Genomic DNA, 22,637 nt, shown 5'->3' on the forward strand with positions numbered 1-22,637 from the left:
CGTATGACCATTTACTTACATCCAGCAGACAACGCCCGCAAACCGGGCGATCTTAACGACCCCCCGGCGGACGCCGAAGAGGTTGCCGAGCGCGACCTGAATCCGCCCTGCGTGCTGGTCTTCAACGCCAGCGATCCGAGCGGCGCCGGCGGCCTGGGCGCCGATGCCCTGGCCATGGCGTCGGTGGGCGCCCACATGCTTCCCGTGGTCACGGGGGCCTACGCCCGGGACACGGCCGAGATATTCGACCATTTCGCCTTCGACGAAGAGGCCGTGGCCGAGCAGGCGCGCGCCATCCTCGAGGACGTGGAAGTCCAGCTCATCAAGGTGGGATTCGTGGGCAGCCCCGACACCCTGAGCACCATCGCCGAGACCGCCTCCGACTACCCCGAGGTGCCCCTGGTGGCCTATATGCCCAACCTCTCGTGGTGGGACGAGAACCTGATCGAGCCCTATCTGGACGCTTTTCGGGAGTTACTTCTTCCCCAGGCCACAGTGTTGGTTGGAAACCACAGTACGCTCTGGCGATGGCTGCTTCCCGACTGGAGCGGCGACCGTCCGCCCGGTGCGCGCGACATTGCCAAGGCCGCGGGGGAGTTCGGCGTGCCCTACACCCTGGTGACCGGCATGGTGCTGCCCGACCAGTTCATCGACAACGTGCTGGCCTCCCCGCAGTCAGTGCTCGCCAGCGAGAAATACGAGCGGCTCGAAGCCGTTTTTGCCGGCGCCGGCGACACCTTGTCGGCCGCGCTTGCCGCCCTGCTCGCAAGCGGCACCGACCTGGTGGCCGCCACCAGCGAAGCCCTGGCCTACATGGACCGCTGCCTGGACGCGGGCTTCAGGCCCGGCATGGGCCATGTGCTGCCCGACCGCCTGTTCTGGGCCGAGCCCGAAGACGACGAAGACGACGGTGAAGACCCCGACGCGTCCCCAGACTTTGCCCTGCCCCCTCACGACACCAGACATTGATGCCAAACGCTGACCAAAACGACATTCTTTTCGACCGCGCCCGCGCCGTCATTCCCGGCGGCGTCAATTCGCCCGTGCGCGCCTTCAAGGCCGTGGGCGGCACGCCGCGCTTCATCCGCCGTGCCGAAGGCGCCTACTTCTGGGACGCCAACGACAAGCGCTACATCGACTACATCGGATCGTGGGGGCCGATGATCCTGGGCCACGGCCACCCGGCCGTCGTGGAGGCGGTGCAGAAGGCCGTGCTCGAGGGCTTCTCGTACGGCGCGCCCACCGAGCGCGAAATCGAGCTGGCCGAAGCCATCCTCGCGCTGGTGCCCTCGATGGAGATGGTACGGCTCGTGAGCTCGGGCACCGAAGCCGCCATGAGCGCGCTCCGCCTGGCGCGCGGCGCTACCGGCCGCAAGCACATCATCAAGTTCGAAGGCTGCTACCACGGCCACGCCGATGCGCTGCTGGTCAAGGCGGGCTCCGGCCTGGCCACTTTCGGCCATCCCACCTCGGCCGGCGTACCGCCCGAGGTTACGCAGCACACGCTGGTGCTCGAGTACAACAACATCGCGCAGCTCGAAGAAGCCTTTGCGCTGCATGGCAACGACATCGCCTGCCTGATGATCGAGGCGATTGCCGGCAACATGAACTTCGTGCGAGCCACGCCCCAATTTGCCAAGCGCTGCCGCGACCTGTGCACGCAGCACGGCGCGCTGCTGGTGTTCGACGAAGTGATGACCGGCTTTCGCGTGGGGCTGCACGGCGCCCAAGGCGTGCTGGGCATCACGCCCGACCTCACGGTGCTCGGCAAGGTCATCGGCGGCGGCATGCCGCTAGCGGCTTTCGGCGGCCCGCGCGCCATCATGGAGCAGCTTGCGCCCCTGGGCCCGGTGTACCAGGCCGGCACGCTTTCGGGCAACCCCGTGGCCACGGCCTGCGGCCTGGCAACGCTGAAGGAAATCGCCAAGCCCGGCTTCTACGAAGCGCTGTCGAAGAAAACGCAGTCGCTCGTCGCGGGCCTCAAGGCTGCCGCGGCGGCCGAAGGCCAGCCCTTCAACGCCGACAGCGAAGGCGGCATGTTCGGCTTCTTCCTGATGAACGAACTGCCGCAGAACTACGCCACGGTGATGACCACCGACAACGCAAAGTTCAACGCGCTGTTCCACGGCCTGCTCGACCGCGGCGTGTACATCGCACCAGCGCTTTACGAAGCGGGCTTTGTGAGCGCCGCGCACAGCGACGACGACATTGCCGCCACGATCGAGGCTGCCAGGCAGATCTTCAAGGCCTCCGGGCCCCGCTAAGGGCGAACCTCCGGCCAAGAAAAAAGCCGGGCTGCGCACGCCAGCAAAACGCTGGCGGTACAGCCCGGCCTTGCCCGAAGGGCCGTTGATGCTCAGTGGCGGAAGTGGCGCACGCCCGAAAGCACCATGACCACGCCGCGCTCGTCGGCCGCGTCGATCACTTCCTGGTCGCGCATCGAACCACCGGGCTGAATGACGCAGCTCGCACCGGCGTCGACCACCACGTCGAGGCCGTCGCGGAACGGGAAGAAGGCATCGCTCGCCACCGCCGTGTCCTTGAGCGACAGGCCCGCATGCTCGGCCTTGATGCTCGCGATGCGCGCCGAATCGAGGCGACTCATCTGGCCCGCACCCACGCCCATGGTCATGCCACCGGCGCAGAACACGATGGCGTTGCTCTTCACGTACTTGGCCACCTTCCATGCGAACAGCAGGTCTTGCAGTTGCTCGGGCGTGGGTTGCTTCTTGGTGACCACCTTGAGGTCGCTGGCCGCGAGCTCGTGGTTGTCGGCGGTCTGGATCAACAGGCCCGAGCCGACGCGCTTCACGTCCATCGCGTTGCGGCCGTTGTCCCAGTCGGTGGCGCCGCCCTTGGGCAATGCAATCTCGAGCACGCGCACGTTGAGCTTTGCCTTGGTTGCCTGGAACACCTCGAGCGCCTCGGGCGTATAGCCAGGCGCCATCAGCACTTCGACGAACTGCTTGTTGACGGCCTGCGCAGTGGCAAGGTCCACCGGACGGTTGAAGGCGATGATGCCGCCGAAGGCCGAGGTCGGATCGGTCTTGAACGCCTTGCTGTAGGCCTCGAGCGCGTCCGCGCCCACGGCCACGCCGCACGGGTTGGCGTGCTTCACGATCACGCAAGCCGGCACGTCGAAGCTCTTCACGCATTCCCATGCGGCGTCTGCGTCGGCGATGTTGTTGTAGCTGAGCTCCTTGCCCTGCAACTGCTTGGCAGACACGAGCGAGCCGGGCGCCGGATGCTGGTCGCGGTAGAACGCGGCCTGCTGGTGCGGGTTCTCGCCGTAGCGCAGGTCTTGCACCTTCACGAAGCGGCCGTTGCTTTGTGCCGGGAACAGCGAGCGTGTGGGCGAAGGCTGGCCGATGCTGGCTTCGAAGTCGATGGCCGAGAGGTAGTCGCTGATGGCGCCGTCGTAGTCGGCAATGCGGTTGAACGCGGCCACCGAGAACGCGAACTTGGTCTTGTCGCTGAGCTTGCCGCCGGCCTGCAGCTCGGCCAGCGCCACGGGGTATTGCGAGGCGTCGGTCAGCACGCCCACGTCCTTCCAGTTCTTCGCGGCGCTGCGCACCATGGCCGGTCCGCCGATGTCGATGTTCTCGATCGCGTCTTCGAGCGTGCACCCGGCCTTGGCCACTGTGGCTTCAAACGGATAGAGATTGACCACCAGCAGGTCGATGGTGTCGATGCCGTGCTCCTTGATGGCCGCCACGTGCGCGGGCAGGTCGCGGCGCGCCAGCAGGCCGCCGTGAATCTTGGGATGCAGCGTCTTCACGCGGCCGTCGAGCATTTCAGGAAAACCGGTGTGGTCGGCCACTTCGGTCACGGGCAAGCCGGCATCGGCCAACAGCTTGGCGGTGCCGCCGGTAGACAGCAGCTTGATGCCGAGCGCATGCAGCGCCTGCGCAAATTCGAGGATGCCGGTTTTGTCGGAGACGGAAATGAGTGCGGTCTGGGCCATGGAATATGCCGTGTAGTTATTTCAAAAGTTTGTGTTCAACCAGCTTCTTGCGAAGCGTGTTGCGATTCAGGCCCAACCATTGCGCAGCCTTCGACTGGTTGCCCTCGGCGCGCGTCATCACGACATCGAGCAAGGGCTTCTCAACCACGCGCACGAGCATCTCGTACATGCCGTCGGGTTCGGTGCCGCGCAAATCGCGAAAGTAGCTGTCCAGACTGGTGCGAACGCAGTCCTCGATGTGTTTCTTGCTCATGCTTTTCTTCTCTTCTTCTCTCTCAATCAGCGGCGCAAGCCGCCTCCTCTTCACCGGACAGCTCTTCGGCCGCCTGGTGCACGGGCATGCGGTCCATGCGGTCCGCCAACCCGTCGAAATAATCGCCGACCGCACGCAGCTGCGCGGCGGAATCTTCGATGGTGTTCATCTGCGCGCGGAAGGCTTCTCCCTCCGGTAGCGTACGCACATACCAGCCGATGTGCTTGCGCGCAGTGCGCACGCCGCTGAACTCACCGTAGAGCGCATAGTGCTCCACCAGATGGTCGAGCAGCAAGCGGCGAACCTCTATGACCAGCGGCGGCGCAAGATGCGTACCCGTTGCAAGAAAGTGAGAAATCTCACGGAAGATCCAGGGCCGGCCTTGCGCCGCGCGGCCGATCATCACCGCATCGGCACCGGTGGCCGCGAGCACGTCGCGCGCCTTCTCCGGTGAATTGATGTCGCCGTTGGCCACCACGGGAATGCGCACCGCCGCCTTCACGGCGGCAATGGTGTCGTACTCGGCGCTGCCCTTGTAGCCTTGCTCTCGCGTGCGGCCATGCACGGTGAGCATCTGCACGCCGGCCGATTCGAAGTCGCGCGCGAGCCTCACCGCATTGCGGTGCTCCTGGCTCCAGCCAGTGCGCATCTTGAGCGTGACCGGCACGTTGAAAGGTTGAGCCGCATCCACCACCGCCTGCACGATCTCGCGCGCCAGCGGCTCGTCGCGCATCAGCGCCGAGCCGGCCCACTTGTTGCAGACCTTCTTGGCCGGGCAGCCCATGTTGATGTCGATGATCTGTGCGCCACGTTCGATGTTGTAGACCGTGGCCTCGGCCATCATGGCCGCATCGGTGCCGGCGATCTGCACCGCGATGGGGCCGGGCTCGCCGTCATGGTTGGCGCGGCGCGATGTCTTGAGCGTGTTCCACAGGTCTTTGCGCGAGGTCACCATCTCGCTGACCGCATAGCCCGCACCCAGTTGGCGGCACAGCATGCGGAACGGCCGGTCCGTCACGCCGGCCATGGGCGCGGCGAACAGGCGGTTTTCCAGCGTGTGAGTGCCGATCTGCAGGGTCATGGAGGAGAAAGCGTCGCGAGTTCGGCTGCTGAAAAATGAGGCACGATTGTAGCCACGCGGGATTTCGGCGAATGAAACGATTTGCGCTTGGGGTAGGGAAATAAAACCTGCGGTCCTCGGCGCTTTCTCCGACCTGTACAAGCAGGCGGGCTACCTATACTGCGTCGACTCATTTCACCCTATGCAAGCCTGGCTCGACGCTCTTCTGGCGCTACTCGCGCTTCCGCAATACGGACTCTCCACGCTGTTCATCGCGGCCTTTGTCTCGGCCACGCTGCTGCCGGTGGGCTCCGAGCCCATTCTGTTCGGCTTGCTCAAGCTCAACCCCGAACTGTTCTGGCCGGCGGTGCTGGTGGCAACGGCGGGCAACACGCTGGGCGGCGCGGTCGACTGGTGGATAGGCTACGGCGCGCACAAGGTCGCAGACAAATACTCGCACTCGAAACATCATGTGCGCGTATTGAGTTGGCTGGAGCGGCTCGGTCCCAAGGCGTGTCTCTTGAGCTGGCTGCCGATCGTCGGCGATCCGCTCTGCGCGGTCGCGGGTTGGCTCAAGCTGCCGTTCTGGCCATGTCTTGGCTACATGCTCATCGGCAAATTCTTGCGCTACGTGTGTATGACCGTCGCGCTGCTCTATATCTTTCCGGGGTAGTCCCGGCGCGCCCGCGTCAGCTCAACAGATCGTAGGGGCCGCCGCGTTCCAGCGCACGCTGGTAGGCCGGCCGCGCATAAATGCGCTCCAGGTAGGCCATGAGACGGGGGCGCGTTGCATTCAGGCCGCCGCGCGCCTGCGAGGCTTCGACGGGAAAGCTCATCTGGATGTCGGCGCCCGTGAATTCATTGCCCGCAAACCATTCGCTCTTGCCGAGCTCCGCTTCCATGAAGTTCAGGTGGCTCTCGATGTTGGGCATGATGATGGCCGCCTTGGCCTTGCCCGAGATCATCTTCGCGACCGGCTTCACGAAGAAAGGCATCTTGCTGCGCTCGATCTTGTCGAACACCAGCTTCAGCAGCAGCGGCGACATGGCCGTGCCTTCCGCGAAATGCATCCAGTAGCGGTAGCGCAGTGCCTCGGCCGTGCCCGGCGCCGGTGCCAGTTGGCCGTTGCCGTAGCGCTCGATCACCGTCTCGATGATTGCGCCCGATTCCGCGAGCGTGAGCCCGTCGTCCGTCGTGACCACCGGCGACTTGCCCAGTGGATGAACGGCCCGCAGCGAAGCAGGCGCCAACATGGTCTTCGCATCGCGCTGGTAGTGAACGATCTCGTAGGGCAGCCCGAGTTCTTCGAGCAGCCACAGCACGCGCTGCGAGCGCGAGTTGTTCAGGTGGTGGACGGTGAGCATAGGTCGGCAGGTGCTTGAAGGAAGGGCGTGCCTTTTCGTGGAACACCGCGGAACCGGCTTCGCCGGGCCGCTGGTGTTGCCCCCGGTGAGGGGGTTGGCGTAGCGACACGAAGTGCGCGAAGACTGGGGGTGAGCCAGTTAGGAGCTGAAGAGGAAGTTCATCACGTCGCCGTCCTTGACGACGTATTCCTTGCCTTCCGAACGCATCTTGCCCGCGTCCTTTGCGCCCTGCTCGCCCTTGTAGGCGATGTAGTCCTCGAAGGCGATGGTCTGGGCGCGGATGTAGCCCTTTTCGAAGTCACCGTGAATCACGCCGGCCGCCTGTGGGCCGGTGTCGCCGATGTGGATGGTCCAGGCGCGCACTTCCTTCACGCCCGCGGTGAAGTAGGTCTGCAGGCCCAGCAGCTTGAAGGCCGCGCGGATCAGGCGGTTGAGGCCCGGCTCTTCCTGGCCGATTTCGGCGAGGAACATCTTCTTGTCTTCGTCGTCCATCTCGGCCAGGTCGGCTTCGATCTTGGCGCAGATGGCGACCACGGGCGCGCCCTGCTTGGCGGCGTATTCGCGCAGGCGGTCGAGGTACGGGTTGTTCTCGAAGCCGTCTTCGGCCACGTTGCCGACGAACATCGCGGGCTTGGCGGTGATGAGCGTGAACGACTTCACCAGCGGCTGCTCTTCCTTGGTGAACTCGAGCGCGCGCACCGGCGTGTTCTCGTTCAGCGCGGCCTGGCAGCGCTCGAGCAGGCCGACGAGCTTCTGCGCGTCCTTGTCGCCCGAACGCGCCACCTTGGTGTGGCGGTGCAGCGCCTTCTCGACCGTGGCCAGGTCGGCCAGGCAGAGCTCGGTCTGGATCACTTCGATGTCGGAGATCGGGTCGACCTTGCCGGCCACGTGGATCACGTTCTCGTCGTCGAAGCAGCGCACCACGTTCACCGTGGCGTCGGTTTCGCGGATGTGCGCAAGAAACTTGTTGCCCAGGCCTTCGCCCGTACTGGCGCCGGCCACCAGGCCGGCAATGTCGACGAACTCGACGATGGCGGGCACCACGCGCTCGGGCTTGACGATCTCGCTGAGCTGCGCGAGCCGCGGGTCAGGCACTTCCACCACGCCCACGTTGGGCTCGATGGTGCAGAACGGATAGTTTTCCGCTGCGATACCGGCCTTGGTCAACGCATTGAAAAGGGTGGATTTACCGACGTTGGGCAGGCCGACGATGCCGCATTGCAAACTCATGGGGGGTCCTCTGGGTAACCCAGGATTTTAGGCGAGCCGGCTCAGCCATCGCCGGCGGGCTTTGCAAGACGGCTTGAAACCTCAGGGTTAGACCCATCAAGCAAACGTTTGCGCAAACGTTTTCGTTAGTTAATATCGGAGCCCCCGGCCAAGACCGGCGCCCCGCTCAACCACCTCAGGAGACACATCACCATGAAGTTCACCCGCCGTACGCTGCAAAGCGCAGCCGCACTGACGTTGCTGGGCGCCTTTGCCGCCACGCCCGCCCTCGCCCAGGAAAAGCCCAAGGTGGCGCTGGTCATGAAGTCGCTGGCCAACGAATTCTTCCGCACCATGGAAGACGGCGCCAAGGCGCACCAGAAAGCCAACGCCTCCCAATACACGCTGGTGGCCAACGGCATCAAGGACGAGACCGACACGGCCGCCCAGATCAAGATGGTCGAGCAGATGATGGCGCAGAAGATCAATGCGCTGGTCATTGCGCCAGCCGATTCGAAGGCGCTGGTGCCGGTGGTCAAGGCGGCCATCGACCGGGGCATCCTGGTCGTCAACATCGACAACCAGTTCGACGCCGCCGCGCTGAAGGAAAAGGGCATCCAGGTGCCGTTCGTCGGCCCGGACAACCGCGCCGGCGCCAAGCTGGTGGGCGATGAACTCGCCAAGAGCCTGAAGGCCGGCGACAAGGTCGGCATCATCGAAGGCGTGTCGACCACGTTCAATGCGCAGCAGCGCACCCTCGGCTACCAGGACGCAATGAAGGCCGCCGGCGTGACGGTGGTGGGCGTGCAGTCGGGCCAGTGGGAAATCGACAAGGGCAACACGGTGGCCGCCGGCATGATGCGCGAGCATCCCGACCTGAAGGCGCTGCTCGCGGGCAACGACAGCATGGCGCTCGGCGCGGTGGCTGCCGTCAAGGCCGCGGGCAAGACCGGCAAGGTGCTGGTGGTGGGCTACGACAACATCGGCGCCATCAAGCCGATGCTGAAGGACGGCCGCGTGCTTGCCACCGCCGACCAGTTCGCAGCCAAGCAGGCGGTGTTCGGCATCGAGACCGCGCTCAAGGCGCTGGCCGAGAAAAAGCCGCAGTCGAGCATGCCGGCTGAAGTGAAGACCGACGTGGTGCTGGTCACCAAGACGTCGGCCAAGTAAGCAACAACAAAAAGAGTCGCCGTTGAACGCATCCGCCGCCGCCATGAATACAGGTCTTGCCCCGCCCGTGCTCTCGCTGAGCGCGCTCGGCAAGGACTATGCGGCGCCGGTGCTCGACGACGTTTCTCTTGTGCTGAATGCCGGCGAGGTGCTCGCGCTCACGGGCGAGAACGGCGCCGGCAAGAGCACGCTCTCGAAAATCGTCTGCGGCCTGGTGCAGCCGACGCGCGGCCAGATGCTGCTGGGCGGCGGGCCGTTCCAGCCCGCATCGCGCCGCGACGCCGAGCGGTTGGGCGTGCGCATGGTCATGCAGGAGCTGGGGCTGGTCAACACGCTGTCGGTGGCCGAGAACCTGCTGCTCGACCGGCTGCCCAACCAGACCGGCTGGATTCGCCGCGGCAAGCTGCACGATCTGGCCGCGCAGCAGCTCGCAAAAATCGGCATGCAGAACATCGATCCGGCCACGCCCGTGGCGCGGCTCGGCATCGGCCAGCAGCAGATGGTCGAAATTGCGCGCAACCTGCAGGACGACACGCGCGTGCTGGTGCTCGACGAGCCCACAGCCATGCTCACGCCGCGCGAAACCTCGCACCTCTTCGAGCAGATCGAGCTGCTCAAGGCGCGCGGCGTAGCCATCGTCTATGTGTCGCACCGACTCGAGGAATTGCAGCGCATCGCCGACCGCGTGGCGGTGCTGCGCGACGGCCGGTTGGTCGACGTGCGCGCCATGGCCGGCGTGCGCGAGTCCGAACTGGTTCAGCGCATGGTTGGCCGTGCGGTGCATGAGCACGAAGGGCGCGACCGTCGCGTAGCAGGACCCGTTTTACTGAGCGCACGGGGCATCGGCCGTTCAGAGGTCGTGAAAGGCGTAGACATCGACCTGCATGCGGGCGAAGTCATGGGCTTGGCAGGGTTGGTCGGCTCGGGCCGGACCGAACTCGTGCGGCTGCTGTTCGGTGCCGACCGAGCCGACCGCGGCGAAATTCTTCTCTACGACGGTGTCTCCAGCACGCAACCGGTGCAGCGCGCCCACAAGGGCTGGCGCTCGCCGATGCAGGCCATCCGCGCGGGCATCGGCCTGGTGACCGAAGACCGCAAGTCGCAAGGGCTGCTGCTCACGCAATCGATTCGCGTCAACGCCACGTTGAGCGACCTGGGCGCCATCTCGCATGCCGGCTGGCTGCAACGCGCCAAGGAGCGCGGCATTGCCAGGCGGCTGGTGGAACTGCTGCGCATCCGCTCCCGCAGCATCGAGCAGCCCGTTGCCACCTTGAGCGGCGGCAACCAGCAGAAGGTGGTGTTCGCGCGCTGGCTGCACCGCGAATGCAAGGTGCTGCTGCTCGACGAGCCCACGCGCGGCGTGGACGTGGGTGCGCGGGCCGATCTCTATGCCGAGCTCGACCGCATGACCGACGCCGGCAAGGCGCTCTTGATGGTGTCGAGCGACCTGCGCGAGCTGATGGCCATGTGCGACCGCATCGGCGTGATGAGCGCCGGCCGGCTGGTCGCGGTGTTCGAGCGCGGCCAATGGAGCGAACGATCGCTGCTCGCCGCGGCATTCAGCGACGCGACGGGACGCGCCACCGAGCCAACGCCCGCCACGGCGGGATCTGCCATTTCCGATTCGAACAAGGCCCAACCAGCCTCCGCCGAGACACCATGAACGCAGCCGCCGCTACATCCGCCCAGCCCTCCGCTCTCAAGGGCCAGTTGGGCACCTACCTTGGCCTCTCGGTCGTGCTCGTGGGCATGGTCGTGCTCTTCGGTTCGCTGAGCGAGTACTTCTTTACCCGCGAAACCTTCATCTCGATTGCCAACGAAATTCCCGCGCTTGCGGTGATGGCTGTCGGCATGACCTTCGTGCTGATCATCGCGGGCATCGATCTTTCGGTGGGCTCGGTGCTCGCACTCAGCGCCGCGGTCACGGCCGCTGCCATCCTGCAGTGGCAGCTCCCGGTGCCGGTGGCTGCCGCGCTGGGCCTTGCGACCGGGCTGGTGTGCGGCACGGTCACGGGCGCGGTGTCGGTGGCATGGCGCCTTCCGAGCTTCATCGTCTCGCTGGGCATGCTCGAAGCGGTGCGAGGCGGTGCCTACCTGGTCACCGATTCGCGCACGCAGTATGTGGGCGACGCGATCTCCGGCTTGGCTGCGCCCTGGGTCGGCGGCATCTCCGCGGCCTTCGTGCTCGCGGTGGTGCTGGTGGCGGCGGGCCAGTTGGTGCTCACGCGCACGGTGTTCGGCCGGCATGTGGTGGGCATCGGCACCAATGAAGAAGCGATTCGGCTCGCGGGCATCGACCCGCGGCCTATCCGCATCATCGTGTTTGCGGCCACCGGCCTGCTGGCCGGGCTCGCGGGGCTGATGCAGTCGGCACGGCTCGAGGCGGCCGACCCGAATGCCGGCGTCGGCATCGAGCTGCAGGTGATCGCGGCCGTCGTCATCGGCGGCACCAGCCTCATGGGCGGACGCGGCTCGGTGGTCAACACCTTCTTCGGCGTGCTCATCATCGCGGTGCTCGAAGCCGGGCTCGCGCAGGTGGGCGCGAGCGAGCCGAGCAAGCGGATCATCACCGGGGCGGTGATCGTGGTTGCGGTGATCATCGACACCTTGCGCCAGCGTCGGGCCGATCGCCGCCTGGCCTGATGCCGCAATAAAAGGGGAACACGCCATGGCCACCATCAAGGACGTCGCGCTGCGCGCGGGGGTCTCGGTTACCACCGTCTCGCACGTGGTCAACGACACGCGGCACGTGAGCGCCAAGGGTCGCGAGCGCGTCGAGCAGGCCATCCGCGAACTGGGCTACGTGCCCAACGCGATGGCGCGCAGCCTGAAGAGCAACACCACCTCGACGCTCGGCATGCTGATTCCGAACAGCTCGAACCCCTACTTCGCCGAGATCGTGCGCATCGTGGAAGACCGCTGCTTTGGCGCCGGCTACACGCTGGTGCTGTGCAACACCGACGACGAGCCCCGCCGCCAGAGCGTGTACCTGCAGGTGCTGGCCGAGCGCCGCATCGACGGACTGATCGTGGTGTCCACGGGCGCGGGCGACGACGACTCGCTGGTCACGCAACTGCACGGCCTGCGCATTCCCACGGTGCTGGTCGACCGCGAGATTGCCGACCCGGCCTGCGATCTGGTGGAAACGGCCCACATGCAGGGCGGCCTGCTCGCGGTGCGGCACCTGCTGTCGCTCGGCCACAAGCGCATTGCCTGCATTGGCGGGCCAGTGGGCGTGATGCCGAGCGAGCAGCGCATCGAAGGCTGGCGCATGGCGCTGGCCGAAGCCGGCGCCGCCCCCAATGCGGACGCGCTGCTGTGGCGCGGCGGCTTCACGAGCCAAGGCGGCTACGAGGCGATGCACGCCATCTTGCGCACCGAGCACGCGCCTTCGGCCGTGTTCGTGTGCAACGACCTGATGGCCATCGGCGCCCTGCGCGCGGCGCATGAAAGCGGCGTGCATGTGCCGGATGATCTTTCGATCGTCGGCTTCGACGACATCGAACTCTCGGCCTACACCAGCCCGCCGCTCACCACCGTGGCGCAACCCAAGGAACGCATCGGCGCACTGGCGGTCGACATGCTGCTGGAGCGCGTGGGCGGCAAGCGGCGCGATGCGCGCAAGGTGGTGCTGCAGCCCGAGCTGCGCGTGCGCGCCTCGACGGCGCGGCACGCCAGCTTCCGCGAGGCGAGCGCCCCCTCCACTGCTGCTTCTGCTCCTTCTTCAACGGAAAACCGAAAGTCCCGCGCCCCGTGAGTTCCCAGCCTTCTTCTACCAGCGCTGCGCAGCAGCCGCCCCGCATCGTGGTGCTCGGCAGCCTGAACATGGACATCGTGCTGCGCGTGCCGCAGGCGCCGTCCGCCGGCGAAACCCTGCTGGGCCGCTCGATCGCCCACATTCCCGGCGGCAAGGGCGCCAACCAGGCCGTGAGCTGCGCACGCGAAGGGGGCAAGGTCAGCATGATCGGCTGCGTCGGCAACGACGCGCATGGCCAGGCGTTGCGCGCCGCGCTCACGCAAGACGGCATCGACACCGCCGCACTGCGCACGGATGGCAGCGAGCCCACCGGCACGGCGTTGATCCTGGTGGAGGACAGCGGCCAGAACCGCATCGTGATGATCCCCGGCGCCAACGCGAAGGTAGAGATCGACGAGGCGGCGCTGCGGCAACAGCTGCAAGGCGCCGCCTTTCTGGTGGCGCAGTTCGAGACACCGATGCACGAGGTTGCCCGCGCCATCACGGTGGCCCACGACGCAGGCTGCAAGGTGCTGCTCAACCCATCGCCGGTGCAGCCCATCGCCGAGCCGCTGTGGCCGCGCATCGACACGCTGGTCGTCAACGAGCTCGAAGCCGAGGCGCTGTGCGGGCAGGTCGCCGATAGCCCGCAGGAAGCCGCGATGGCCGGACATGCATTGCGTGCGAAGGGCATCCAACGCGTGGTCGTCACGCTCGGCGCGCGCGGTGCGGTGGCCGTCGATGCCGATGGCGCGCGCCACCATCCCGCACCCAAGGTGCAGGCGGTCGACACCACCGCGGCGGGCGACACCTTTCTCGGTGCGCTGGCGGTTGCGCTGGGCGAAGGCCAGTCGTTCGACGAAGCCGTGCGCCTCGGCATCCGCGCGGCCGCGCTGTGCATTCAGCAGCCTGGCGCCCAACCTTCCATTCCGCAGCGCAATGCCGTGCTGCAAAGCCCCATGCCCCCTGACTGGACCGCGCTGTGAAACGTACCGCCCTGCTCAACTCCGAACTCTCCCAGGTCATCGCCTCTCTCGGCCACGGCGACATGTTGGTGATCGGCGATGCGGGACTGCCGATTCCCGACGGTCCGCGGCGCATCGACCTTGCGGTGACACGCGGCGTGCCGCTGCTCACCGAGGTGCTTCAAGCCGTTCTGTCGGAGATGCAGGTCGAGAGCATCGTGGTGGCGGACGAGGCCCTGAACGGCGCCAAGGCCCTGCCCGCCTGGTATCCGCAATCGCTCGGCATTGCGCCGCAAACCGTGTCGCACGAAGAGTTCAAGCGCCGCAGCGCAAAGGCCCGCGCCATCGTGCGCACGGGCGAGTGCACGCCCTACGCAAACATCATGCTGATAGCCGGTGTCGCATTTGGCTAACCCCCAGGCTTGCCCACTTCGTGTGGCCTCCACCCCCCTTGCAGGGGGCAATGCCTGCGGCCCGGCAAAGGCGGTTCCGCGGCATTCCTGGAAAAATCGGGAACAGCCCCGGCTGTCTATTCAAAGCGGTAATTCGCGCCCACGGCCTGCCCCACCTTGAGCATGTGCTCCACGCCCTGCAGCACGATGCAGTTCATGCCGAAGGTGATCCGCCCGTCGACGCGCGCGTCCGCCCGGTAGGTGCGCAGCATGTCGCCGACCTCGGGGCTGCTGACGCCCGTGGCCGGGTCGATGTCCGGAATCGGGCAGCGCGTACAGGGCTTCACGGGCTTGAGCTCGGCCTCGCCTTCGGCTGTTTCGATGTGCAGCGCGTCGACCCGGTCTTCGTCGTGCGACTCGATACCGGCCAGCACAATATTGGGACGAAAGCGTTCGATGCCGACCGCATCGTGCCCCGCGGCGGCCAGCCGCTCATTGAGCTCGGCCAGCGAACCCTCGCTGGCCACCAGCAACGGATAGCCGTCGGCAAACTGGTTCGTCGCCTCGACGCCGTCCGTCCAATCCAGGCTTGAGAGGCGCTTTTGCTCAGGATCGAAGCGCACCAGGCGCAGCGTCTGCGGCTTGCCCGGCTCGGAGAGAAAGTCGCTGAACCATTGCGCAGCGATGTCGCCCATGTCGTAGGCGGCGACCTCGTCTTTCCAGACTTTCGCGCGAACCGGCTTTTCGACCTTGTCGAACGCGAGGTGCAGCGCCAGCATGCCGGGCGCCCGCAGCACCACTTCCATCTGCTTCATCTGCGGCTTGATCAGCGCCATGCGCGGCAGCTGGCGCTGGGTGACGAACTCGCCCTGTGCATCGACCACCATCCAGGCGCGGTCGAACTCGAGCCCGGTTTCGGTCAGCAGCGCTTCGGGGAGCTCGACCCCCGCGCATGATTTGACGGGATAGACGAACAGGCGCGCAATGGTGGCCTGAAGATCGAAAGCGGGCTGTGGCACGTGGGGTTCCTTGGAATTCGGCGCAGATTCTCCCGCATCGGCCATTCCGGGGCGAGCCCGGGCCTGGGCATAGTTCTTACAATGGGCCGATGGCCCTCCCCCCTGAAGTTTGCATACGCGGTGCCGGCATCGTCGGCCGGACGTTGGCCCTGTTGCTTGCGCGCGAACGCGTGCGCGTTGCGCTGGTGGCTCCGCCCGCAACGGCGGGCAAGGACGACATCCGCGCCTACGCGCTCAACACCGCGTCGAAGAAGCTGCTCGAATCGCTGCGCGCCTGGCCGGATGCCGCGCATGCCACGCCGGTGCGCGAAATGCTCGTGAACGGCGACGAAGGCGGCCGCGTGCAGTTCAACGCCGTGCGCCAGAAGGTTGAGGCGCTGGCCTGGATCGTCGACGTGCCCGCGCTCGAAAAGCAGCTGGCGGACGCGGTCCGCTTCCAGCCCCAGGTCGAGGTGGTGGCCGATCCCGTCCCAGCGCCGCTCACGGTGGTATGCGAAGGCAAGGCCAGCACCACGCGCGAAGCGCTCGGCGTGAGCTACGCGGTCACGCGCTATCCGCAGCATGCGATTGCGGCGCGGCTCGAGGCGGCGCAGTCGCACGACGGCGTGGCACGCCAGTGGTTCAACGACAAGGGCGAGGTGCTGGCACTGCTGCCGATGGGGGGCGTGCACGGCCGCTCGGTCGCGCTGGTGTGGTCGGTCGACCAGCTTCGCGCGCCCGCGCTGCTCGCCCAGAGCACTGAAGAATTCAACGCCGCCGTGACCGAGGCCAGCCATGGCGCCCTGGGCACGCTGCAACTCGCGAGCGAACGCGCCGCCTGGCCGCTCGCGCGCGCCATTGCCGACCGCTGGACCGGCGCCATGCCCAACCAGGCGCAGGGTGCTTCTGCCCCTTCCTCTCAATCCTGGGCACTGGCCGGCGATGCCGCCCACACCGTGCATCCGCTCGCGGGCCAGGGCCTCAACCTAGGCCTGGCCGATGCGGCCATGCTGGCCGAGGTGATCAAGCAGCGCGAGTACTGGCGCAGCGTGGGCGATGCGCGCCTGCTGCGCCGCTACGAGCGCGCCCGCCGCGCCGACGTGCTCCAGATGAGCCTGGCCACCGACGGCCTGCAGCAACTTTTTTCGCACAGCACGGGGCCCCTGCCCGCGCTGCGCAATTGGGGCATGCGCGGCTTCGACCGCACGCGCCTCCTCAAGCACTGGATCGCCAGCCAGGCGATGGGCTTGAGGGCATGAATCCATCGACCGGACTTTCAATGAAACTCGCACGCCACCTTCTTCTCGCCGCCTGCACCCTGGGCGCGGCTGTCACAGCCCTTGCCGGCGAAGCCGAGATCCGCAAGAACCTGCAGGCCCGCATTCCGCAGTTTCCGGCCATCGACGAAGTCACCAAGTCGCCGCTGCCGGGCCTGTATGAAGTGCGCGTGAACGGCTTCCAGATCTACTACACCGACGAGCAGGGCAACTACCTGCTGCAGGGCAACCTCATCGACGTGAATGCGCGCAAGAACCTGACCGAGGAGCGCATCGAGAAGCTCAGCCAGGTTTCGTTCGACAAGCTGCCCGTGAAGGACGCGATCAAGATCGTGCGCGGCACCGGCAAGCGCAAACTCGCGGTGTTCGAAGACCCGAACTGCGGCTACTGCAAGCGCTTCGAGAAAGACATGAAGACGGTCGACAACGTGACCGTCTATCTGTTTCTCTACCCGGTGCTCGGTCCCGATTCGGCCACCAAGTCGCGTGACATCTGGTGCAGCAAGGACAAGGGCAAGGCCTGGGGCGACTGGATGGAAGCCAACGTCAAGCCCACCGCCGCTGCAAGCAGCTGCGACGTGACGGCGCTGCAGCGCAATGTGGAGTTCGGCCGCAAGTACAACATCACCGGCACGCCCACGCTGATCTTCGCCGACGGCACCCGCACGCCGGGCGCCATTCCGGCAGAGCAGGTCGAAAAGCAACTCACCGCTTCCACCAACTGATGGCCGCGCCGACGACCGCTTCTCGGCGCGCGCGAGCGGCTGCGCCGGCCGCCGCGGTGCGCTATCGCATCGAATGCGCGGACCTGCATGCGCACCTCTTCGGCGTGACGCTGACCATTGAAGCGCCCTCCGCGCAGCAGCGCGTGACGCTGCCGGTGTGGATTCCGGGCAGCTACCTGGTGCGCGAGTTCGCCAAGAACCTGCAGGGCCTGCGCGCCGTGCAGGGGCGCCGCAAGCCGGTGCTGACGCAGCTCGACAAGTGCAGCTGGCAGATCGATTGCGTGCCGGGCCAACCACTGGTGCTGCACTACCAGGTGTGCGCCTACGACAACTCAGTGCGCACCGCGTGGCTCGATGCCGAGCGCGGCTTCTTCAACGGCACGAGCCTGTGCCTGCGGGTCGAGGGCCAGACCGATGCGCCGCATGCGCTGGACATCGTTCCGCCTGCGCTGCCGGCTGAAAACGCGCCTTGGTCATGCGCCACCGCCCTTGTTCCGTCGAAGACCGACAAGCACGGCTTCGGCAGCTACCTGGCCGCCGGCTATGACGAGCTGGCCGACAGCCCGGTCGAGATGGGCGCCTTCTGGAGCGCGGAGTTCGAAGCCTGCGGCGTGCCGCACCGCTTCGTCATCGCGGGTGCCGCGGCCTCGTTCGACGGCGAGCGGCTCATCGCCGACACGCAGGCCATCTGCGAAGCCGAAATCCGCTTCTGGCATGGCGACAAGGCGGGCAAGCGCGGCGGGCCCAAGCTGCCTATCGACCGCTACGTGTTCATGCTCAACGCGGTGGACGACGGCTACGGCGGCCTCGAGCACCGGCATTCCACGGCGCTGATCTGCAACCGGCGCGACCTGCCGCAGCGCGGCGCCAAGAAGCAGCCCGAGGGCTACACCACGCTGATGGGGCTGATCAGCCACGAGTATTTCCACACCTGGAACGTCAAGCGCATGCGTCCGGCGGAATTCGCGCACTACGACTACAGCCGCGAAAACTACACGCAGCTGCTCTGGTTCTTCGAGGGCTTTACCAGCTACTACGACGACCTGCTGCTGCGCCGCGCCGGCCGCATCGACGACGCGGGCTACCTGCGCCTGCTCAACAAGACCATCAACCAGGTGCTGCAGACGCCGGGCCGGCTGGTGCAGCCGGTGGCCAACGCGAGCTTCGACGCCTGGATTAAATACTACCGGCAGGACGAGCAGACGCCCAACAGCACCGTGAGCTACTACACCAAGGGCGCGCTGGTGGCGTTGTGCTTCGACCTCACGCTGCGACGCGAAGGCAAGGGCACGCTCGACGACGTGATGCGCCACCTGTGGGTGCAAAGCGGCGGAGGTCCGACCAGCGAAGCCGACATGGCCGCTGCGCTCGAAGCGGTGGGCGGCCGCTCTTATTCAGCGGAGATTGCGCAGTGGGTGCACTCCACCGACGAGCTGCCGCTTTCAGACTTGCTGCGCGCGCATGGCGTTGCGGCGCTCGACGATCCGTCGCAGCCGGCGCAGGCACTGGGCCTGCGCGTGGCCGAAGCGAACGGCAGCGTTCAGGTCAAGGTCGTGCTGCGCGGCGGCGCGGCCGAAAAGGCCGGCTTCTCGGCCAACGACGAATGGATCGGCATCGAGCTGCCGGCCGTCGGCAAGAAGGGACAGCAGCGGCCCGCGCAGGCTTGGCGCATTACCAAGCTCGACGACCTGGCGCTGTATTTGGGCGATGCCACGCGCTTCACCGCGCTGGTGGCGCGCGACCGCAAGCTGTTGAGGCTGCCGCTGGTGCGGCCGGAAGGTGCCACAACGTGGCGCCTGTTCCTGCACGACGCGGCAAAAGTGGCGGCCTGGCTCGCGCCCGACGCGCGGCGCTGAGCCGAGGCGCTCGCTGAACTACCGACGCTCGTCTTGCGCGGCGGGCTCGGCGGCCGGCTGCTGCCGCACGAACTGAATCGGCTGGGGTTCGCCCACGAGCACGCAGGGCTTGCCGGTGCGCCGGCAATGGTCTTGCACGCGCCAGTAAGCGCCGTGGCTCACGCAGCCGGTCTGGCAGATCACCAGGTCGGCGGCGCGCAGGCCGGCCTCGAGCGCGGGGTCGTCGGCATCGTCGCCGCCGTCATGGTGCAAATAGCGGCCGCCGGCAATCTCCACCAGCTGGCGCGCAAGCGATGGCGCCTCTTCTCCGCGGCCCACGCACAGCACCGCTTTTTCGCGAAGGTCGGCAGGCGCGTCGTGAAGCGACGGCATGACGCGGCGCCGGCTTGCCGGCGCCAGCAGCGCGTCGAGGCGCTTCGGCAATGCGTTGCCAACGGCAGCGCGTGCCGCGAGTTCCTCGCGCACGATGGAGATTGCCGAATCGCGCGCCACCAGCGCACCGCGCAGCCGCACGACCTGCGCCTCGAGCCGTTCGATCATCGCGGCCTGTTCGGCCAGAAGGCGCGAGCAGCGCTCCTGGACGCGCGCATACGCACGCAGCAGCACGGCATGTTCTTGCTCTCGCGCTGGTTCTTGCTCTTGCATCGGGAACTCCATGGCGGCGATTCTAGATGAGAATAATTCTCAACTAAAGTCTTACCCGGCGCGACAGGGAAGGCCTGCATCGGATGCTGGGTATAGTGAAGCGAGGCGTTTTTTCTTTCCCCCGGAGACACCATGAGCTACGAAAACATCGAAGTGCGGACCGAAGCAGGCAAGGTCGGCATCATCACCCTCAACCGTCCCAAGGCGCTCAATGCACTGAACGACGCGCTCATGACCGAGCTGGGCACCGCGCTCAAGGCCTTCGATGCCGACGACGCCATCGGCTGCATCATCCTGACGGGCAGCGAGCGCGCCTTTGCGGCCGGCGCCGACATTGCGGCCATGGCCAAGTACAGCTTCATCGACACCTACAAGGGCGACTACATCACGCGCAACTGGGAAACCATCCGCTCGATCCGCAAGCCCGTGATCGCAGCCGTGAGCGGCTTTGCGCTGGGCGGCGGCTGCGAGCTCGCGATGATGTGCGACTTCATCATCGCGGCCGACAACGCCAAGTTCGGCCAGCCCGAAATCAAGATCGGCGTGATCCCCGGCGCCGGCGGCACGCAGCGCCTGCCGCGCGCGGTGGGCAAGAGCAAGGCGATGGACATGGCGCTCACCGCCCGCATGATGGACGCGGCCGAAGCCGAGCGCGCGGGCCTCGTGAGCCGCGTGGTGCCGTATGAAAAGCTGGCCGAAGAGGCGCTGGGCGCCGCGCTGGTCATTGCCGGCTATTCGCAGATCGCGGTGATGGCGGCCAAGGAATCGGTCAACCGCGCCTTCGAAAGCGGCCTCTCCGACGGCGTGATGTTCGAACGCCGGCTGTTCCACGCGCTGTTTGCCACGGCCGACCAGAAGGAAGGCATGGACGCCTTCCTCAACAAGCGCCAGCCCGATTTCAAGAACGCCTGACGTCGCCGCGGCGCTCTGCTGCTACTTGCGCGTGAGCAGCGCCCGCAGTGCGGCAAGCGCCGATGCCTGCGGCGTACCGATCGATGGACGGCCGCCCGCTTGCGGCCTCCATCGCACCTGGTCGCCCGCGATCTCGAGCACGGCGAGCAGGGCCGTGCCGCGATAGAGCTCCAGGCGCGCCTCGACGGGCGCGGCCAAGTCGCCGCCGGGAACGGTGGCAGAGCGCGCCACCGAATTCACCGATGCCGCCAGTCCTTCGACGTCGCCGCGCGCATGGCGCACGGCTTGCCCCGCACGCACGTAGTTGAAGGACGTCCAGCCGTCCAGCGCCGAGAACTGCGACATATCGCCCTGCGGGCTTGCACCCTTGGCGGCAGCTGCCGCGCGCGGAGCGGGTGCCTGGCGCATGGCGGGGGAAGACTCGGCATTGGCGTTGCGTTGTGCGGACAACGCCGGCGCGCTGCTGTCCGCAGACTCGCGCTGCACTGACGGGGGACCTGCCAGCACCATGGGCGCGGCGGGTGGAGCAGACGCGATCGCGGGCGCGCCACCGATGGCCCCGCTGGCGCGGTCACTTTCCGGTTCGGTTGGACGGCGGTCCTCCGTGCGCGGGAACGCCCGGGGCTCAGCCGCGGATTGCTCTGCAACGGAAGGCGGTAGTGCTGGTGCTGCTGCTGGTGCTGGTGCCGGAGGCGCCGCGGCTACGGGCGGCGGCACCTCCAACGTCTTCCTGTCCATCTCCGGCGTGGTCGCGGCCTGCTTGCCGGAAGGCGCCGGAGCAGGCCGGCGCAACGCATCGGCCCTGCTCCTGACCGACCCCTCATTCGCGGAATCGCGCGCAGGTTCGGTGGCTTTCGGAGCCGGCTGGACGGGCGCAGCCTCACGTATCGCCGGTGCTTGCGGCACCGGTGCGACAACCGCGGGACTGGGCGCCGAAGGTTGCACAGGCGCCGGCGCCGCGGCTCCGCCAACCTGCGCCTCTCCATCGAGCCGCGCATCGGGAATCGGTTCGCGGTACCAGAGCACGGTCACGCAGGTGGCCACGAGCACCGTCGCAAAGGCCGCATTCCACGGCATGCGGGAGTGCGCTTCTCCGGCGCCGAACAAACGGCGCCACCACGGTGCGACGCCCTCGCCGTCGGATATCGGTTCCAGTTTGGAAACAGGCGCCAGGTTGTGCGCCATCTTCCTTATTGCATCGCGGGTGCGCGGATCGGGCATGGCGCCACTGTCTGGCGCATGGTCCAGGGCGCGGCGCAACACCGGGTCGTGCAACGCGCCGTCGTTGTCGCCGCTCTCGAAACCGCTGCCGTTCTTGCCGCCGCTGCTCATGCGCGCCGCTCCAGCACCGACAGATAGCGCTCCATGCAGCCACGCAGTTTTTGCAGCCCATAGCGAAGACGGCTGCGCACGGTTTCGAAACCGATTTCCAGGCTGGCCGCGAGCGCCTCGACCGTCAACCCGTCTTCATGGTGCAGCAGGAATGCGGCGCGTTGCTCGGGCGGCAGTTCGTCGAGGCAGGCCAGCAGTCGGCGGCCGGCGGCGCGCCAGAACGCGAGTTCCTCGGCCGACGGATGCGCCGCGGCATCGACCGCGCCGCGCACGCCACGGTCCAGCGTGGGCACGGCATCGTCGCCGTCGTCCGGATGGGGGTCGAGCGCCACTTCTCGGCCGCTCACGCGCAGCCGGTCCATGGCCAGGTTGTGCGCAATGGTGAAGGCCCATGTGCGCCAGGCGGCGCCCTGCGGCGAAAAACTGTCGCGCGCGGAAATGATGCGCACCCAGGTGTCCTGGAACACCTCGTCGGCCTGCGCCGCCAGCCGAGCGCCCAGCAGCCGCTTGACGAAGCGGAACAGACCGCCCTCGTGGCGCGCGTAGAGCACGTCGAACGCCGCGCCGTCGCCGCGCGCATAGGCCAGCATCAGCTGATCGTCGGGCATGGCGTCGCGCTCGGTGGCGGTTTTGGCGGAAGGGGCGCGGGGGAGCGCGGACATCGGAGGATTCTCACCCGGGCTTGTACGGGCGACGGGCGGCTTCGGGGTTGGTCCTTGCAAAAAAGACACCTCCTGAATCCGCCAAGCCTTGATCGAAGGCGCGCAGCCTGCGCTATA

General features: G+C 66.8%; 22 protein-coding genes. 13 read left to right on the plus strand and 9 right to left on the minus strand.

Features of this window, described 5'->3' with window-relative positions:
* The first annotated feature begins 3 nt into the window (after nt 1–3).
* Both thiD and hemL read left to right on the plus strand, forming a co-directional pair.
* Nucleotides 4–969, plus strand: coding sequence for a bifunctional hydroxymethylpyrimidine kinase/phosphomethylpyrimidine kinase (gene thiD / locus V9K97_RS11200; RefSeq protein ID WP_258502397.1), 966 nt, complete (start codon nt 4–6; stop codon nt 967–969).
* On the plus strand, nt 969–2,264 hold the full coding sequence (gene hemL / locus V9K97_RS11205) for a glutamate-1-semialdehyde 2,1-aminomutase (RefSeq protein ID WP_337296964.1): 1,296 nt from the start codon (nt 969–971) through the stop codon (nt 2,262–2,264). Before thiD ends, hemL begins: the two co-directional genes overlap by 1 nt.
* A 92-nt stretch (nt 2,265–2,356) precedes the next feature.
* Here hemL and purH read toward each other — a convergent pair whose 3' ends face one another.
* Genes purH through dusB form a run of 3 tightly spaced genes read right to left on the minus strand, consistent with a single transcriptional unit; the run spans nt 2,357 to nt 5,298 of the window.
* The gene (purH, locus tag V9K97_RS11210) at nt 2,357–3,964 is read right to left on the minus strand and encodes a bifunctional phosphoribosylaminoimidazolecarboxamide formyltransferase/IMP cyclohydrolase (RefSeq protein ID WP_337318041.1); all 1,608 of its coding nucleotides are present in this window, start codon (nt 3,962–3,964) and stop codon (nt 2,357–2,359) included.
* 16 nt (nt 3,965–3,980) lie between these two features.
* Entirely contained in the window at nt 3,981–4,217 is a 237-nt protein-coding gene (locus V9K97_RS11215; RefSeq protein WP_007838304.1) for a Fis family transcriptional regulator, read from the minus strand.
* 22 nt (nt 4,218–4,239) lie between these two features.
* On the minus strand, nt 4,240–5,298 hold the full coding sequence (gene dusB, locus V9K97_RS11220; RefSeq protein WP_337318043.1) for a tRNA dihydrouridine synthase DusB: 1,059 nt from the start codon (nt 5,296–5,298) through the stop codon (nt 4,240–4,242).
* A gap of 181 nt (nt 5,299–5,479) precedes the next feature.
* Between dusB and V9K97_RS11225 the strand changes: the two genes are divergently transcribed.
* Nucleotides 5,480–5,950 (plus strand): YqaA family protein, encoded by a 471-nt coding sequence (locus tag V9K97_RS11225; RefSeq protein WP_337296967.1) that lies wholly within the window; start codon nt 5,480–5,482, stop codon nt 5,948–5,950.
* A 16-nt stretch (nt 5,951–5,966) separates the two neighbouring features.
* Here V9K97_RS11225 and V9K97_RS11230 read toward each other — a convergent pair whose 3' ends face one another.
* The gene (locus V9K97_RS11230; RefSeq protein WP_337318045.1) at nt 5,967–6,641 is read right to left on the minus strand and encodes a glutathione S-transferase family protein; all 675 of its coding nucleotides are present in this window, start codon (nt 6,639–6,641) and stop codon (nt 5,967–5,969) included.
* Nucleotides 6,642–6,779: 138 nt separating this feature from the next.
* Nucleotides 6,780–7,871 carry a redox-regulated ATPase YchF gene (gene ychF, locus V9K97_RS11235; protein WP_157615968.1) on the minus strand — a complete coding sequence of 364 codons (1,092 nt, stop codon included), beginning with the start codon at nt 7,869–7,871 and terminating at the stop codon, nt 6,780–6,782.
* Nucleotides 7,872–8,063: 192 nt separating this feature from the next.
* On the opposite strand from ychF, the gene V9K97_RS11240 reads away from it, so the two are divergent.
* From V9K97_RS11240 to rbsD, 6 genes are read left to right on the plus strand one after another with little or no spacing between them, the layout of a single operon-like run.
* On the plus strand, nt 8,064–9,020 hold the full coding sequence (locus V9K97_RS11240; protein WP_337318047.1) for a sugar ABC transporter substrate-binding protein: 957 nt from the start codon (nt 8,064–8,066) through the stop codon (nt 9,018–9,020).
* 43 nt (nt 9,021–9,063) lie between these two features.
* Nucleotides 9,064–10,683: a sugar ABC transporter ATP-binding protein gene (locus tag V9K97_RS11245; RefSeq protein ID WP_337318169.1), complete on the plus strand. Its 1,620-nt coding sequence runs from the start codon at nt 9,064–9,066 to the stop codon at nt 10,681–10,683.
* Nucleotides 10,680–11,663 carry an ABC transporter permease gene (locus tag V9K97_RS11250; protein WP_337318048.1) on the plus strand — a complete coding sequence of 328 codons (984 nt, stop codon included), beginning with the start codon at nt 10,680–10,682 and terminating at the stop codon, nt 11,661–11,663. Before V9K97_RS11245 ends, V9K97_RS11250 begins: the two co-directional genes overlap by 4 nt.
* A gap of 25 nt (nt 11,664–11,688) precedes the next feature.
* Complete coding sequence (locus V9K97_RS11255; protein ID WP_337296970.1) at nt 11,689–12,777, plus strand: LacI family DNA-binding transcriptional regulator; 1,089 nt, start codon at nt 11,689–11,691, stop codon at nt 12,775–12,777.
* Complete coding sequence (gene rbsK / locus V9K97_RS11260; protein ID WP_337318050.1) at nt 12,774–13,742, plus strand: ribokinase; 969 nt, start codon at nt 12,774–12,776, stop codon at nt 13,740–13,742. Before V9K97_RS11255 ends, rbsK begins: the two co-directional genes overlap by 4 nt.
* Nucleotides 13,739–14,134 carry a D-ribose pyranase gene (rbsD, locus tag V9K97_RS11265; RefSeq protein ID WP_337318052.1) on the plus strand — a complete coding sequence of 132 codons (396 nt, stop codon included), beginning with the start codon at nt 13,739–13,741 and terminating at the stop codon, nt 14,132–14,134. Before rbsK ends, rbsD begins: the two co-directional genes overlap by 4 nt.
* Before the next feature lie 116 nt (nt 14,135–14,250).
* On the opposite strand, the gene V9K97_RS11270 is transcribed toward rbsD, so the two are convergent.
* Complete coding sequence (locus V9K97_RS11270; protein WP_258502413.1) at nt 14,251–15,132, minus strand: MOSC domain-containing protein; 882 nt, start codon at nt 15,130–15,132, stop codon at nt 14,251–14,253.
* Between the two features lie 89 nt (nt 15,133–15,221).
* Here V9K97_RS11270 and V9K97_RS11275 point away from each other — a divergent pair, with 89 nt between their 5' ends.
* The 3 genes from V9K97_RS11275 to V9K97_RS11285 are packed head-to-tail and all read left to right on the plus strand — an operon-like array spanning nt 15,222 to nt 18,969.
* The gene (locus tag V9K97_RS11275) at nt 15,222–16,370 is read left to right on the plus strand and encodes an FAD-dependent monooxygenase (protein WP_258502414.1); all 1,149 of its coding nucleotides are present in this window, start codon (nt 15,222–15,224) and stop codon (nt 16,368–16,370) included.
* A gap of 20 nt (nt 16,371–16,390) precedes the next feature.
* Nucleotides 16,391–17,113 carry a DsbC family protein gene (locus V9K97_RS11280; RefSeq protein ID WP_258502415.1) on the plus strand — a complete coding sequence of 241 codons (723 nt, stop codon included), beginning with the start codon at nt 16,391–16,393 and terminating at the stop codon, nt 17,111–17,113.
* Nucleotides 17,113–18,969, plus strand: coding sequence for a M61 family metallopeptidase (locus V9K97_RS11285; RefSeq protein WP_258502416.1), 1,857 nt, complete (start codon nt 17,113–17,115; stop codon nt 18,967–18,969). The genes V9K97_RS11280 and V9K97_RS11285 overlap by 1 nt, the downstream gene beginning before the upstream one ends.
* 18 nt (nt 18,970–18,987) lie before the next feature.
* Here the strand turns inward: V9K97_RS11285 and V9K97_RS11290 are convergent, their stop codons facing one another.
* Entirely contained in the window at nt 18,988–19,614 is a 627-nt protein-coding gene (locus tag V9K97_RS11290; RefSeq protein WP_337318054.1) for a DUF2325 domain-containing protein, read from the minus strand.
* 132 nt (nt 19,615–19,746) lie between these two features.
* Between V9K97_RS11290 and V9K97_RS11295 the strand changes: the two genes are divergently transcribed.
* Nucleotides 19,747–20,526, plus strand: a complete 780-nt coding sequence (locus tag V9K97_RS11295; RefSeq protein WP_258502419.1) for an enoyl-CoA hydratase — start codon at nt 19,747–19,749, stop codon at nt 20,524–20,526.
* 21 nt (nt 20,527–20,547) lie between these two features.
* Here the strand turns inward: V9K97_RS11295 and V9K97_RS11300 are convergent, their stop codons facing one another.
* Nucleotides 20,548–21,858: a hypothetical protein gene (locus V9K97_RS11300; protein WP_337318056.1), complete on the minus strand. Its 1,311-nt coding sequence runs from the start codon at nt 21,856–21,858 to the stop codon at nt 20,548–20,550.
* Entirely contained in the window at nt 21,855–22,520 is a 666-nt protein-coding gene (locus tag V9K97_RS11305) for a sigma-70 family RNA polymerase sigma factor (RefSeq protein WP_337318057.1), read from the minus strand. Before V9K97_RS11305 ends, V9K97_RS11300 begins: the two co-directional genes overlap by 4 nt.
* Nucleotides 22,521–22,637: the final 117 nt, after the last annotated feature.

The organism is Variovorax sp. CCNWLW186, from assembly GCF_037203865.1.
Lineage (GTDB): Bacteria > Pseudomonadota > Gammaproteobacteria > Burkholderiales > Burkholderiaceae_C > Variovorax.

Excerpts from the sequence above, each read along its gene's own strand:
- thiD (WP_258502397.1), top strand. The coding sequence starts at position 4 with ATGACCATTTACTTACATCCAGCAGACAACGCCCGCAAACCGGGCGAT.
- hemL (WP_337296964.1), top strand. The coding sequence starts at position 969 with ATGCCAAACGCTGACCAAAACGACATTCTTTTCGACCGCGCCCGCGCC.
- purH (WP_337318041.1), bottom strand. The coding sequence starts at position 3,964 with ATGGCCCAGACCGCACTCATTTCCGTCTCCGACAAAACCGGCATCCTC.
- V9K97_RS11215 (WP_007838304.1), bottom strand. The coding sequence starts at position 4,217 with ATGAGCAAGAAACACATCGAGGACTGCGTTCGCACCAGTCTGGACAGC.
- dusB (WP_337318043.1), bottom strand. The coding sequence starts at position 5,298 with ATGACCCTGCAGATCGGCACTCACACGCTGGAAAACCGCCTGTTCGCC.
- V9K97_RS11225 (WP_337296967.1), top strand. The coding sequence starts at position 5,480 with ATGCAAGCCTGGCTCGACGCTCTTCTGGCGCTACTCGCGCTTCCGCAA.
- V9K97_RS11230 (WP_337318045.1), bottom strand. The coding sequence starts at position 6,641 with ATGCTCACCGTCCACCACCTGAACAACTCGCGCTCGCAGCGCGTGCTG.
- ychF (WP_157615968.1), bottom strand. The coding sequence starts at position 7,871 with ATGAGTTTGCAATGCGGCATCGTCGGCCTGCCCAACGTCGGTAAATCC.
- V9K97_RS11240 (WP_337318047.1), top strand. The coding sequence starts at position 8,064 with ATGAAGTTCACCCGCCGTACGCTGCAAAGCGCAGCCGCACTGACGTTG.
- V9K97_RS11245 (WP_337318169.1), top strand. The coding sequence starts at position 9,064 with ATGAATACAGGTCTTGCCCCGCCCGTGCTCTCGCTGAGCGCGCTCGGC.
- V9K97_RS11250 (WP_337318048.1), top strand. The coding sequence starts at position 10,680 with ATGAACGCAGCCGCCGCTACATCCGCCCAGCCCTCCGCTCTCAAGGGC.
- V9K97_RS11255 (WP_337296970.1), top strand. The coding sequence starts at position 11,689 with ATGGCCACCATCAAGGACGTCGCGCTGCGCGCGGGGGTCTCGGTTACC.
- V9K97_RS11275 (WP_258502414.1), top strand. The coding sequence starts at position 15,222 with ATGGCCCTCCCCCCTGAAGTTTGCATACGCGGTGCCGGCATCGTCGGC.
- V9K97_RS11280 (WP_258502415.1), top strand. The coding sequence starts at position 16,391 with ATGAAACTCGCACGCCACCTTCTTCTCGCCGCCTGCACCCTGGGCGCG.
- V9K97_RS11285 (WP_258502416.1), top strand. The coding sequence starts at position 17,113 with ATGGCCGCGCCGACGACCGCTTCTCGGCGCGCGCGAGCGGCTGCGCCG.
- V9K97_RS11290 (WP_337318054.1), bottom strand. The coding sequence starts at position 19,614 with ATGCAAGAGCAAGAACCAGCGCGAGAGCAAGAACATGCCGTGCTGCTG.
- V9K97_RS11295 (WP_258502419.1), top strand. The coding sequence starts at position 19,747 with ATGAGCTACGAAAACATCGAAGTGCGGACCGAAGCAGGCAAGGTCGGC.
- V9K97_RS11300 (WP_337318056.1), bottom strand. The coding sequence starts at position 21,858 with ATGAGCAGCGGCGGCAAGAACGGCAGCGGTTTCGAGAGCGGCGACAAC.
- V9K97_RS11305 (WP_337318057.1), bottom strand. The coding sequence starts at position 22,520 with ATGTCCGCGCTCCCCCGCGCCCCTTCCGCCAAAACCGCCACCGAGCGC.